The sequence below is a fragment of the Geodermatophilus sp. FMUSA9-8 genome, assembly GCF_037034165.1.
Taxonomy (GTDB): domain Bacteria; phylum Actinomycetota; class Actinomycetes; order Mycobacteriales; family Geodermatophilaceae; genus Geodermatophilus; species Geodermatophilus nigrescens.
On the sequence record NZ_JBAGKE010000011.1, the window covers coordinates 124003 to 136099 of the forward strand.

A 12097-nucleotide genomic window follows, 5' to 3' on the forward strand; every position below is an offset into this window, starting at 1 on the left:
GAACCGGCGATGCACGAGGAACGCCGGCGATGCTCTGTCCACAGCGCACCGGGACGTCCACCGTCGCCGGGCGGACCACGTGGCGAGGACGATCCGGCGGGACGGTCGGGACATGACGCCCGACCACCCTCCGCCACCCGTACTGCGTCGCAGCCTCGTCGCCCACGGGTGGAGCGACGACGAGCTCGCGCGGGCCTGTCGGTCCGGCACGTTGTCCCGCGTCCGCCGCGGCGCCTACGTCGACGGCCCGGTCCCGTCCGACGCCGCCGTCCGCCACCGCCAGCTGGTCCAGGCCACCGTCGCGGGGCTGCGGCGCCCGGCCGTCGTCAGCCACGAGTCCGCCGCCGTCCTGCACGGGATGACCACCTGGGGCCTGCGGCTCGGGCGGGTGCACGTGACCCGCCGGCCACCCGCCTCGAGCGACGCCAGCCGCACGCTCCGCTGCCACGTCGCCTCGCTGTCCGACGACGAGACGGTCCTCGTGGACGGCCTCGCGGTCACCGACGTCACCCGGACGGCGCTGGACCTCGCCCGGTCGGTACCGCTGGAGGTCGCGGTGGTGGTCCTCGACACGGCGCTGGCTCAGCGGCTCGTGCAGCGCGAGGACCTCGACGCCGGCCTCGCTCGGCTGGCCGGCACCCGCGGGAGCAGGCGGGCGGCGCGCGCGGTGGCCCTGGCCGACGGACGGAGCGAGAGCGTCGGCGAGAGCCGGAGCCGGGTGCTGCTGCACCGGCTGGGCCTGGCGCCCAGCGGCCTGCAGCACCCCGTGCACACCGCCGACGGCGTCCTGGTCGGCCGGGCCGACTTCGTGTCGGAGACCGAGAGGTTGCTCGGGGAGTTCGACGGGCGGGTGAAGTACGGCCGGTTGCTGCGGCCCGGGCAGGACCCGGGCGATGCGGTCTTCGAGGAGAAGCGCCGCGAGGACGCCATGCGCGCGGAGGGCTGGGGCATGGTCCGCTGGACCTGGGACGAGATCGACGGCGCGATGGCCACCCGGGTCGGCCGGGCGCTGCGCCTGCGCCTGCGCCGGGGCAACTGACCGCACTGCCGGGGTTCCTCGTGCACTGTCGGTCCTGCAGCACCGGCAGTGCACGAGGAACGCCCGCACTGCGGCGGGCAGCCCCAGCGTCAGAGCGGGAGGTCCTCCAGCATCTCGGTGACCAGGGCGGCGATCGCCGAGCGCTCCGAGCGGGTCAGCGTCACGTGCGCGAACAGCGGGTGTCCCTTGAGCTGCTCGACCACCGCGGCGATGCCGTCGTGCCGGCCGACCCGCAGGTTGTCCCGCTGCGCCACGTCGTGGGTGAGCACCACCCGCGAGCCCGAGCCCAGCCGCGACAGCACGGTCAGCAGCACGCCGCGCTCCAGCGACTGCGCCTCGTCGACGATCACGAACGAGTCGTGCAGCGACCGCCCGCGGATGTGCGTCAGCGGCAGCACCTCGATGAGGTCGCGGGCGGCGATCTCCTCGAGGACCTCCTTCGACACCAGCGCGCCGAGCGTGTCGTAGACGGCCTGTGCCCAGGGCGACATCTTCTCGCCCTCGCCGCCCGGCAGGTACCCGAGCTCCTGGCCGCCGACGGCGTAGAGCGGCCGGAAGATCACGACCTTCTTGTGCGCCCGCCGCTCCATCACCGACTCCAGGCCCGCGCACAGCGCCAGCGCCGACTTGCCGGTGCCCGCGCGCCCGCCGAGGGAGACGATCCCGACGTCGGGGTCGAGCAGCAGGTCCAGCGCCACCCGCTGCTCGGCCGAGCGCCCGTGCAGCCCGAACGCCTCGCGGTCGCCGCGCACCAGCCGCACCTGCTTGTCCGGCGTCACCCGGCCCAGCGCGGACCCGCGCGAGCTCAGCAGCACCAGCCCGGTGTGCGCCGGCAGGTCCGCCGCGGCGGGCACGAACGCCTCGCCGGTGTCGTACAGCGCGGTCAGCTCGGCGTCGTCCAGCGACAGCTCGGCCATCCCGGTCCAGCCGGCGTCGACGGCGTCCAGCGCGCGGTACTCGTCGGTGTCCAGGCCGACGGCGGCCGCCTTCACGCGCAGCGGCACGTCCTTGGTGATCAGGCAGACGTCGCGGCCCTCGGCGCGCAGGTTCAGCGCGACGACCATGATCCGGCTGTCGTTGCTGTCGTTCCGGAAGCCCGCCGGGAGCACCGAGGCGTCGCTGTGGTTGAGCTCCACGTGCAGCGTGCCGCCGGCCTCGCCCACCGGGACCGGCGCGTCGAGCCGGCCGTGGGTGACCCGCAGGTCGTCGAGCATCCGCAGCGCCTGCCGGGCGAACCAGCCCAGCTCGGGGTGGTGCCGCTTGTCCTCGAGCTCCCCGATGACGACCAGCGGCAGCACCACGTCGGCGTCGCCGAAGCGCAGCAGCGCGCGCGGGTCGGACAGCAGGACCGAGGTGTCGAGGACGTACGTGCGGCGCAGAGTCACGAGTCGTCTCCCCTGGGGCGCACGGCGCGCCCCGGCTCCGAGGTGGCCGGGACCCGGCACAGGGGCCGGGTCGCGGCCCCCTGGTCGACGAGATCGTCAGCACCAACCGGGCCTCCCGCGGACGGCGGGGCGGGCCCGTCGTCCACTGCGGACGCTAGAGCCGGGAGGTGACAGGAGCATGACGAGCAGGCGGCGTGTCCTCCCTCGGGGGGACCCACGCGTCCCGGACGTCACACGCGGGACTCAGCTCGACTCCCGCCGGAACCGCCGCACGCCGAACCACCAGCCGAGCGCCGCCATCGCCACGGTCAGCCCCAGGCCCCACCACGCCGTCGCGCTGGTGTAGGCCCCGTCGAACAGCGACCGCACCCCGTCGACGACGTGCTTGAGCGGGTTGACGTCGCTGACCGCCTGCAGCCATCCCGGCGCCAGGCTCATCGGCAGCAGGATCCCCGAGAGCAGGAGCACCGGCAGCACGACGGCGTTGAGCAGCGGAGCGAACGCGTCCTCGCTCTTGAGCGTCAGGGCCAGCGCGTAGGACACCGCCGAGAACGCCGCCCCGAGCAGCGCGATGACGACGAGCGCGAGCACCACCCCCAGCACCGGCGCCCGCAGCCCGAGCGGCAGCGACACCAGGACCAGCACCGTCCCCTGCACCAGCAGGACGACGACGTCGCGCAGCACCCGGCCGAGCAGCAGGGCCGTGCGGCTGGCCGGCGTGACCCGCTGGCTCTCCACGACGCCGGCGCGCCACTCGGCGATCAGGCCGAAGCCGACGAACAGCGCCCCGAAGATGCCCAGCTGCACGAGGATCCCGGGCACGAACACCTGGTAGGCGTTGCCCGACCCGAGCTGGCCCGACAGCGGCTCGAGCAGCGGCCCGAACAGCAGGATGTAGAGCACCGGCTGGGTCAGCCCGATGACGACCCACGCGGGGTTGCGCAGCGACAGCCGCATGGCGCGGGCGAAGACCGTCCAGGTGTCGCGGCCGATGCTGGTGGTGGCGACCGGCAGGGTCATCGCAGTGCTCCCTCCGGCCGGCGGACGACGGCGGGGGCCGCGCCCAGCTCGCGCAGCGACCGGCCGGTCAGGCCGAGGAAGACGTCGTCGAGGCTGGGCCGGCGGCTCTCGACCCCGGCGACGCCGATGCCGGCCGCGTCCAGCTCGCGGACCAGCCCGACCAGCGCGCCGCCGCCGTTCGGGACGCGGCCCACCACGCGGTCGCCGTCCACCTGCGGCGGCTCGGCGCCCGGGAGGCCGGCCACCAGCCGCGCGATCTCCCCCACCTCGTCGGCCCGGGCCGCGGTGACGGTCAGGACGTCGCCGCCGACGCCGGACTTCAGCGCGTCCGGCGTCCCCTCGGCGACGATCGCGCCGGAGTCGATGACCAGGATCCGGTCGCACAGGGCGTCGGCCTCGTCGAGGTAGTGGGTGGTGAGGAAGACCGTCGTCCCCCGCTCGTCGCGCAGGCCCCGGACGTGCTGCCACAGGTTGGCCCGGGCCTGCGGGTCCAGGCCGGTGGTGGGCTCGTCGAGGAAGACCAGCCCGGGCTCGTGCACCAGGCCCATCGCGATGTCGAGGCGGCGGCGCTGGCCCCCGGACATCGCCTTGGGCTTGCGCTCCCACAGCCCCTCGAGGTCGAGCTCCGCGAACAGCCGGCGGCCGCGGGCGGCGGCGTCGGCGGTGCTCATCCCGTACAGCCGCCCGTGGTCGACGACCTCCTCACCCGCCAGCGCCTCGGGCTGGGTGGACCCGCTCTGCGAGACGTAGCCGATGCGGCGGCGCACCCCGACGGGGTCGGCCAGCAGGTCGCAGCCGGCCACCGTCGCGGTGCCCGCGGTGGGCTCCAGCAGGGTGGTGAGCATGCGCAGGGTGGTCGTCTTGCCGGCCCCGTTGGGACCCAGGAAGCCGACGATCTCGCCGGCCTCGACGTCGAGGTCCACCCCGGTGACGGCGTGGACCTCCTGCTTGTTCCTCCGGAAGGTGCGGGCGAGCCCGCGTGCCTCGATCACGCGGGCAGTGTTCAACTTTGACTATCGGGCGGTCAACCCGTTTCCGGCGCGTCGCCGAGCACCGCCGGGGGCCAGACCCCGTCGACCGGGAGGTCGGGGCCCGGCGCGTCGCCGGCGAACCGGTAGTGCCCGGCGTCGATCCGCTCGCAGACCTCCTCCACCCACCGGCGCTCCCCCTCGAGCCAGTGCCCGGTGACGGCGAACAGCTCGGCCGTGGTCGCCGGTGCCAGCCGGTCCACGGCCACGCTCCGGCGGCGCGCCGCGGCGCCGGACACCGCGGCCTCCAGCCGCAGCGACCGGGCGCGCAGCGCCTCGCGCACCTCCGCGCGCGGCAGCACGGTCACGAAGCACAGCCCGGCCAGCAGGCGCGCGGCGTCGCCCGGCTCGGGCTCGCGCAGCGACAGGTCCAGCAGCCGGCGGAACTCGACCTCGCCGTCGGGGGTGAGCCGGTAGGACACCGGGTCACCGGGGAGCTCCTCGACCAGGCCGTGGCTGGCCAGCGTCCGCAGGCCCGAGTAGATCGACCCCGGCTTCACGTGCGCCCAGTCCTCGACCTGCCAGCTCAGCAGCTCGCGCCGCAGGAGGTAGCCGTGCACCGGCTGGAACACCCGCACCGCCCCGAGCAGCAGCAGCCGCGTGGTCGACATGCGCCCACTGTGCCGGGGAGGGGGCCGCGGCGGGACGGCCACCCACCCGGAGGTGGTCAGTACGGCCGGTGGTCCCGGGCGTCCGGCGGGCGGGGCAGCGGCCGCGACGCCGGCAGCTCCCAGGTCGGCGGCGGGCCGCCCTCGTACGGCACGTCCCAGCGGTCGTCCTCGGGCTGCGGCGCCCGGGGAGGGCGACGGCGGGGGCGCAGCGCCACCAGCGCCCACAGCACCGGCACGAGCAGCACCGGCCACTGCACCGACAGGTCGCCGATCCACAGCAGGCCGGCGAGCAGCAGCCCGAACAGCCAGCCGGCGGTCCACAGCCCCAGTGCGCGGGCCTCCCGGGGATCGCGGCGCGGCACGGCTCAGGCGGCCGACAGCTCGGCGGCGACGACGGCGGGGGTCAGCGGCTCGTCGAGCAGGCGCACGAAGCGGTCGGCGACGTCCTGCTCCTCCGGCCGGGCGGCCAGCCAGCGGTGCAGCAGGTCGTAGCCCTCGACGTAGGTGGTGATGTAGGCGCGCCACAGCGGGTGGGTCAGGAACCGCAGCTGCTGGCGGGCCCGGTCGGGGCTGACCAGCGACCACCGCTGGATGTAGGCGGCGACCTCGTCGGCGTCGGCCCCGCGGTCGTGCAGCAGGACGGCGGCGTCCTGGCGCACCCGGTTCAGCGGCGCGCTGGCGGCGGCGATCCGCTCGGCCAGGTGCCCGTCGAAGCGCAGCCCGAGGTCGCCGAGCACCTCCGACGACCAGGTCCCCCACCCGTCGCCGACGGCGGCGTCGACGCCGAGGTCGGCCAGCCCCTCGGCCATCAGGCACTCCGGGGTGTTGACCAGGAACACCGTGTGCTCGAGGTGCCCGGCGCGCTCGACCAGCCCGCGCTCCTTGCGGCAGTGCTCGGTGTGGTGGCCGGGGTAGGACTCGTGCGCCACCAGGTGCACCAGCTGGCTGAGCCGGTGCGGCAGGTCGGCGTTGATCGCCACCCGCGAGCGGTAGTCGCCCTCGTAGTAGTTGAAGCCCGACCACGGCTTGTCCGTGACCACCTCGTAGCGCACCGTCTCGGCCTCGGGCAGCCCGTAGCGGCCGCGCACCCGGTCGCGCAGCGCGCTGGACAGGGCGTGCACCGCCGCGTCGAGCCGCTGCGGCGGGCACTCCTCGCGACGGCGGTGCGCGGCGTACCGCTCGGCCAGCGTGCCGTCGCCCGGCAGCAGGGTCTCGAGCTCGGCGTGTGCCGCGGCGTAGGCGGCCGGGTCGCCGAGGGTCAGGTCGACCTGGAAGTAGCTGCGCACCTCGTCGAGGAAGCCGACCGGCTCGCCGCTCATCTTCCGGGCGGAGCACTCCAGCCCGGTGAGCTGGCCGCGCAGGAACGCGGCGCGGTCCTCCGGCAGCCCGGCGGCGTCGAGCTCGCGCAGCAGCCCCCGGGCCTGGTCGCGCAGCCCCTGCGGCGTGGGCGCCGGCTCGCTCTCCACCTCCGCGCGGATCCGCTTCTCACCGGTGTAGGCGTCGACGAAGCCGGCCTCCAGCCGGTCGAACCGCAGCCCCAGGCGCACGTACTCGAGAGGGACGTCGACCGTGCCGGGTGCCATGCGCCCGAGTCTGTCACCCACCGAAGCGGCGGTGCCGCGCCGCGTAGGCCCGCAGCGCGCGCAGGAGGTCCACCCGGCGGAAGTCGGGCCAGTAGACGTCGGTGAAGTAGAACTCCGAGTGCGCCGTCTGCCAGAGCAGGAACCCCGACAGGCGCTGCTCGCCGCTGGTGCGGATGACCAGGTCCGGGTCGGGCTGCCCACGCGTGTAGAGGTGCTCGGCGATGTGCTCGACGTCGAGCACATCGACCAGCTCGTCCAGCGACGTCCCCCGGCTCGCGTGCTCGGCCAGCAGCGAGCGGACGGCGTCGGCGATCTCCCGCCGTCCGCCGTACCCGACGGCGAGGTTCACGTGCGCACCCGGGCGGCCGCGCGTCGTCTCCTCGGCCTCCTTGAGGACGGCGACGGTCTCCGCCGGCAGCAGGCCCAGCGCGCCGACCGGGCGCAGCTGCCACCGGCGGTCGGGCGCGGACAGGTCCTGGGCGACGCCCTCGATGATCCGCAGCAGCGGCGTCAGCTCCGGCTCCGGCCGCGACAGGTTGTCGGTGGAGAGCAGGAACAGCGTGACCACCTCGACGCCGGCCTCGTCGCACCAGCCGAGGAACGAGGCGATCCGGTCGGCGCCGCGGCGGTGCCCGGCGTTCGGGTCGAGGAGCCCGGTGGCCTTCGCCCAGCGGCGGTTGCCGTCGATGATCGCGCCCACGTGGCGGGGGACGTCGGCACCCACCAGCTGCCGGGCCAGGCGACGCTCGTACATCTGCGTCAGGACGTCGCGGACCCACTGACGCGCCCCCACGGCGCACACAGTAGGCCCCCGGGACGCCGCCGTTCCGCAGGCCCGTCCGGCCTGCGGAGTTGCCGGGGACGTCACAGCCGCGTCCCGGTGCGTGCCGACCTACGCCTCCGTAACCTCGGTGTCGTGACCGCTCCCGAGGACCGCCAGCCAGTCCGGGTGCGGGCCGACGACGGGGCCGAGATCGAGGCGCCCCGCGGCCCCGCCGTCGCCGCCGTCCTCGAGGAGGGGCAGCGGGTCGAGGACACCTGGACCGCCGCCGACTTCGACGACGACGACTGGGACCACCCCGACACCCGGCCGCGGATGCGCGGCTGGCTGCACCTGTTCGCGTTCTTCGGCGCGATCGTCGCCGGCGCGGTGCTCATCCCGCTGGCGTCCGTCCTCGGCGCCCGCTCGGGGTTCTCCGTCGCCGTCTACTGCCTGACGATCTGCGGACTGTTCGGCATCAGCGCGCTCTACCACCGCCGCCGCTGGTCACCGCGCGGCTGGAAGATCATGAAGCGGCTCGACCACTCGATGATCTTCCTGTTCATCGCGGGCACCTACACGCCGTTCGCCCTGCTCGCCGTCGACCAGCCGCTGGGCTGGTGGGTGCTGGCCGGCGTCTGGGCCGGCGCGCTGGCCGGCGTCTGCCTCAAGCTCACCTGGCCGACGGCGCCGCGCTGGGTCGGCGTGCCGCTCTACATCGGCCTGGGCTGGGTCGCCGTCTTCATCCTCACCGACATCCTGCACATCGCCGGGGTCACGTCGCTGGTGCTGCTGGCGGTCGGCGGCGTGCTCTACACCGTCGGCGGCATCGCCTACGCGATCAAGAAGCCGAACCCCTGGCCGGGCACCTTCGGCTACCACGAGGTCTTCCACGCGATGACCATCGTGGCGGCGATCTGCCACTACATCGCCGTGTACTTCGCGATGTACAACTCTCCGTTCGTCTGAGGTCCTCCGGACCTCACCGCGGCCAGGTGCCGTTCCCCTGGGGCGTGGAGCCCTCCCCGACCGGTGTCGGGGGACCCTGCGGGCCTCCGCTCCGCCGGTCCGCGGCTGCGCCGCGGTTCCCTCCGCACGTTCCGTCCCGTCACGCCTCGGGGAGCCTCCGGCCCCCGCTCGGCGCGACGGTCAGCTGAACGGAGGGCGGTCGTCCCAGCGGGTGGAGGCGCGGCCGGCGGTGCGCCAGGCGCGGGCGACGACGTCGCGGTCCTCCTCGCCCACCAGGTTGCCCATCACCCGCAGTGCCACCGTCATCAGCGACCGCGAGCGCATCCCGACCGGGCCCGCCGTCGGCAGGAAGCGGGGCACCGTCAGCAGGCCGGCCAGCCGCCGGGCGATCGAGAACGCCTCCCCGTAGTGGCGGCGCAGCGTCGCCGGCCAGGCGCGGGACCAGTCGTCCTCGCCGAACAGGTCGACGACGGCCCGCCCGGTCTCCAGCCCGTAGTCGATGCCCTCGCCGTTGAGCGGGTTGACGCACCCGGCGGCGTCGCCGACCAGCGCCCAGTTCCGCCCGGCGACCCCGGAGACGGCGCCGCCCATCGGCAGCAGCGCCGACGCGACGTCACGCACCGGCCCGTCGAGCTGCCACTCCTCGCGCCGCGACTCCGCGTAGAACTCCAGCAGCGCCTTGAGCTGCACGCCGGCCGGGCGCCGCGCCGTCGCCAGGGTGCCGACGCCGAGGTTCACCTCACCGGCCGCCGCCCCCAGCGGGAAGACCCAGCCGTAGCCCGACAGCAGCTCGCCCTCCTCGCCGCGCAGCTCGAGGTGCGAGGAGATCCACTCGTCGTCGCTGCGGCCCGAGCGGACGTAGCTGCGCGCGGCGACGCCGTAGGCGGTGTCGCGGTGCCACTCGCGGCCCAGCACCCGGCCCAGCGGCGAGCGCACGCCGTCGGCGACGACCAGCCGGCGGCAGGCGACGCTCACCCGGCTGTCGTCGGCGAGCTCGAACACCACCGCGGCGACCCGGTCGCCGTCGCGCTCGACGTCGACCGCCCGCGCGCCGTCGAACGCCGTCGCACCCGAGCCGACCGCCACCTCGCGGATACGCGCGTCGAGCTCGGTGCGTGGCACGGCGCTTCCGTGGTCGGGGAACTGCCCGCCGGGCCAGGGCAACTCCCAGGTGCGGCCGAACCCGGCGGCGCGCAGGCCCCGGTTGCGGGCGTGCCCGCGCACCCAGTCGCCGAGGCCGAGGTGGTCCAGCTCGGCGACCGCGCGCGGGGTCAGCCCGTCGCCGCAGGTCTTGTCGCGGGGGAAGACGGCGGCGTCGGCCAGCACGACGTCGTGCCCGGCGCGGGCCGCCCAGGCCGCCGCGGCCGACCCCGCGGGGCCGGCGCCCACCACGAGGACGTCGGTCGCGGACGGGACGGCGGCAGCTGCTGGCACGCCCCCAGTGTCCCTGGTGACGGACGGTCGGCCGCCCTGCAGGGACCCGCCCCGAGCTCGCGAGGGGTGGGGGGCAGGGTGGTCCTTCGTCAGCCGAACAGCGGGAACCGGTCCGCCGCCGTCCCCAGCTCCGCCCGGTCGGCGTCGGTCAGCGGCTCGCGGCCGGTGCCGCGGCGGGCCGCCGTCGCGTCATCCCAGCCGGCGGGCAGCGGGCCGCCGTGGAGCCCCTCGAGCACGCGGCGCACCTCGGCCAGGGCCGCGGGTCCCGGACCCGGGCGGTCCAGGTGCGCCACCAGGTCGAGGTGGTGGACGGCGGCCTCGACCGCGAGCGTCGAGCACAGGTCAGCGGCGGTCAGCACCCAGCCCTGGGTGCCCACCCGTTCGCCGGCGTCGACCCGGCCCGCGGCCACGCCCACCGCAGCCGCCGTCCCGGCGTACAGCGGCGCCAGGTTCGCCAGGCCCCCGGCCGTGCTCGCCCGCACGCGGGTGCGCCAGGCGGTGCCGTCGTCCTCGTCCGGCGTCGGCTGCCAGGACCGCCAGTACGCGACGGCGTCGGACGTGACCGGGCCGCCCGCCGGGGTGGCCAGGGCGACCAGGCCCCGGCGGGCGTCGTCGAGCAGGTGCTGGGTGAGGTCGAGGACCGTCCACCCGGCGCAGCCGCTGGGCCGGTCCCCCTCCCCGGCCATCAGGCCGGTGACCAGGCCGGAGAGGTCGGCGTAGGTGGTCCGCAGCAGGTCCGCGCTCACCCCGGCAGCCTGGCAGGGATCACGGCTGGGGGCCGCGCGCCCGCACCTCCTCGACCGAGGCCATGGCGTCCCGCAGCTCGGTGAGCCAGGCGTCGGCGTTGCGGCCGACCAGCCGCACCGCCCACACGAGCGCCTCGGAGCGGGACCGGGCGACGCCGGCGTCGACGAGCGTGTCGAGCACGAGGCGCTCGGGCTGGCGCAGCCGGGTCATCACCGGCACCGAGGCGTTGGTGAACACCTCGCGGACGTCGCCGCACGAGGCGCCCCAGGCCACCGAGCGGCCGTACCGCTCCTGGGCGGCGTCGGCGACGGCCATGCGCTGCTCGCGGGTGTCCTCGCGGAAGCGGGCGATCCGCCCGGCGCGGGCGGCGGCCGGGTCGCCCTCGCCGGCGTCGGGCTCGGCCAGCGGGCCGACGACGGTGATCTCGTCCCGGTCGACGGCGATCTCGACCGGCCCGGTGAACCAGCCGTCGGGGAGCCGGCCGGCGAACCAGCCGGCCACCTCGGCGCGGTCGACCGGGGATGCGGTGTCCGTTCCCCGCCCGCGGCCGCCGGGGCCGCGACCGCGGAACCCGGGGGCGCCCATGCGGGCGAAGGGAGAGTCGGCGAAGCGGTGGTGTCCGTACACGACGGCCTCCAGGTGAGTCGTGATTACACGCTTACACGGTAGGCGCGACGCCGAGGCGGCACCACGGCCGGCGCTACGCCCGGAGCGGACGCCGTGCCGCCGCTCACTAACCGTCACCGGCTGGCGACGGGCACGTCATGTGCTCATCCGTGTCGCCCGGAGAGGGCCGTTTCCTGTCAACAGTGCACATGCACGGGCCCTGCGGATCGACATCCGCGGGCAAGGCGAGCCATTCCGCCGGCGGGCGTGTCTGCGGATCCTTCCCGTCGTCCGCACCACCCATCCCCCTGACCCCGGGAGACCCACCATGAGCACCACCCGTACCCGCGCCGCCCTGGTCCTCGCCGCCGCCGCGGCGTTCACCGGCGTCGCCCTGCCGTCGGCGTCGGCGGCGGGCTGCAGCACCGCCTGGGGCTCGCTGCCCGAGTCCGCCGTCGAGGACGGCGGGGGCACGCTCGACGACGTCCGCGCCGGCCGGCACGCCTGCTACGACCGGCTGGTCCTCGACCTCGACGGCGTCGACGCGTCCGAGGTGTCCTACGACGTGCGCTACGTGCGCGAGGTGCGGAAGGACGGCTCCGGCGAGCTGGTGCCGCTGCGCGGCGGGGCCGACCTGCAGGTGCTCGTGCACACCCCGGCCTACACGGGCGGCGGCACGGCCACCTACGACCCGGCGAACGACGCCGAGGCCGTGGGCGTGGGCGGGTACTCCACCTTCCGCCAGGTCGCGTGGGCGAACTCGTTCGAGGGCGAGAGCACCCTGGGCCTGGGCGTCCGCGCCCGGCTGCCGTTCCGGGTGATGGTCCTCGACGGCCCCGGCGACGGGTCCCGCCTCGTCGTCGACGTGGCGCACACCTGGTGAGACGCGCGAGGGGCGGGCCGGCACCGCCGACC

At 75.6% G+C, this 12097-nt stretch carries 13 protein-coding genes; 3 read left to right on the plus strand and 10 right to left on the minus strand.

Features of this window, described 5'->3' with window-relative positions; genetic code table 11:
- Window positions 1–112: 112 nt before the first annotated feature.
- Window positions 113–1039: a type IV toxin-antitoxin system AbiEi family antitoxin domain-containing protein gene (locus WA616_RS20835; protein WP_336032842.1), complete on the plus strand. Its 927-nt coding sequence runs from the start codon at window positions 113–115 to the stop codon at window positions 1037–1039.
- Window positions 1040–1128: 89 nt separating this feature from the next.
- On the opposite strand, the gene WA616_RS20840 is transcribed toward WA616_RS20835, so the two are convergent.
- The 7 genes from WA616_RS20840 to WA616_RS20870 form a co-directional block, all read right to left on the minus strand.
- Window positions 1129–2424 (minus strand): PhoH family protein, encoded by a 1296-nt coding sequence (locus tag WA616_RS20840; protein WP_217651107.1) that lies wholly within the window; start codon window positions 2422–2424, stop codon window positions 1129–1131.
- A gap of 243 nt (window positions 2425–2667) precedes the next feature.
- The gene (locus WA616_RS20845) at window positions 2668–3444 is read right to left on the minus strand and encodes an ABC transporter permease (RefSeq protein WP_336032843.1); all 777 of its coding nucleotides are present in this window, start codon (window positions 3442–3444) and stop codon (window positions 2668–2670) included.
- Complete coding sequence (locus WA616_RS20850; protein WP_336032844.1) at window positions 3441–4436, minus strand: ATP-binding cassette domain-containing protein; 996 nt, start codon at window positions 4434–4436, stop codon at window positions 3441–3443. Before WA616_RS20850 ends, WA616_RS20845 begins: the two co-directional genes overlap by 4 nt.
- A 32-nt stretch (window positions 4437–4468) precedes the next feature.
- Window positions 4469–5083 (minus strand): PadR family transcriptional regulator, encoded by a 615-nt coding sequence (locus WA616_RS20855; RefSeq protein ID WP_336032845.1) that lies wholly within the window; start codon window positions 5081–5083, stop codon window positions 4469–4471.
- Window positions 5084–5139: 56 nt separating this feature from the next.
- Entirely contained in the window at window positions 5140–5445 is a 306-nt protein-coding gene (locus WA616_RS20860; protein WP_336032846.1) for a hypothetical protein, read from the minus strand.
- A 3-nt stretch (window positions 5446–5448) separates the two neighbouring features.
- Window positions 5449–6666 carry a DUF885 domain-containing protein gene (locus WA616_RS20865; RefSeq protein ID WP_336032847.1) on the minus strand — a complete coding sequence of 406 codons (1218 nt, stop codon included), beginning with the start codon at window positions 6664–6666 and terminating at the stop codon, window positions 5449–5451.
- Window positions 6667–6679: 13 nt separating this feature from the next.
- Entirely contained in the window at window positions 6680–7459 is a 780-nt protein-coding gene (locus WA616_RS20870) for an isoprenyl transferase (RefSeq protein WP_336032848.1), read from the minus strand.
- A gap of 123 nt (window positions 7460–7582) precedes the next feature.
- Here WA616_RS20870 and trhA point away from each other — a divergent pair, with 123 nt between their 5' ends.
- The gene (trhA, locus tag WA616_RS20875; protein WP_175562781.1) at window positions 7583–8395 is read left to right on the plus strand and encodes a PAQR family membrane homeostasis protein TrhA; all 813 of its coding nucleotides are present in this window, start codon (window positions 7583–7585) and stop codon (window positions 8393–8395) included.
- Between the two features lie 180 nt (window positions 8396–8575).
- Here the strand turns inward: trhA and WA616_RS20880 are convergent, their stop codons facing one another.
- The 3 genes from WA616_RS20880 to WA616_RS20890 all read right to left on the minus strand — a co-directional run bounded on the left by WA616_RS20880 (window position 8576) and on the right by WA616_RS20890 (window position 11203).
- Window positions 8576–9829, minus strand: coding sequence for a geranylgeranyl reductase family protein (locus WA616_RS20880; RefSeq protein WP_336032849.1), 1254 nt, complete (start codon window positions 9827–9829; stop codon window positions 8576–8578).
- 89 nt (window positions 9830–9918) lie between these two features.
- Window positions 9919–10575 (minus strand): maleylpyruvate isomerase N-terminal domain-containing protein, encoded by a 657-nt coding sequence (locus WA616_RS20885; RefSeq protein WP_336032850.1) that lies wholly within the window; start codon window positions 10573–10575, stop codon window positions 9919–9921.
- Window positions 10576–10594: 19 nt separating this feature from the next.
- Window positions 10595–11203, minus strand: a complete 609-nt coding sequence (locus WA616_RS20890) for a hypothetical protein (protein WP_336032851.1) — start codon at window positions 11201–11203, stop codon at window positions 10595–10597.
- Window positions 11204–11510: 307 nt separating this feature from the next.
- On the opposite strand from WA616_RS20890, the gene WA616_RS20895 reads away from it, so the two are divergent.
- Window positions 11511–12065, plus strand: a complete 555-nt coding sequence (locus WA616_RS20895) for an AMIN-like domain-containing (lipo)protein (RefSeq protein WP_336032852.1) — start codon at window positions 11511–11513, stop codon at window positions 12063–12065.
- The last annotated feature ends 32 nt before the right edge of the window (window positions 12066–12097 follow it).

Coding starts and splice junctions, on each gene's coding strand:
- WA616_RS20855 (WP_336032845.1), bottom strand. CDS start 5,083: ATGTCGACCACGCGGCTGCTGCTGCTCGGGGCGGTGCGGGTGTTCCAG.
- WA616_RS20895 (WP_336032852.1), top strand. CDS start 11,511: ATGAGCACCACCCGTACCCGCGCCGCCCTGGTCCTCGCCGCCGCCGCG.
- WA616_RS20845 (WP_336032843.1), bottom strand. CDS start 3,444: ATGACCCTGCCGGTCGCCACCACCAGCATCGGCCGCGACACCTGGACG.
- WA616_RS20835 (WP_336032842.1), top strand. CDS start 113: ATGACGCCCGACCACCCTCCGCCACCCGTACTGCGTCGCAGCCTCGTC.
- WA616_RS20865 (WP_336032847.1), bottom strand. CDS start 6,666: ATGGCACCCGGCACGGTCGACGTCCCTCTCGAGTACGTGCGCCTGGGG.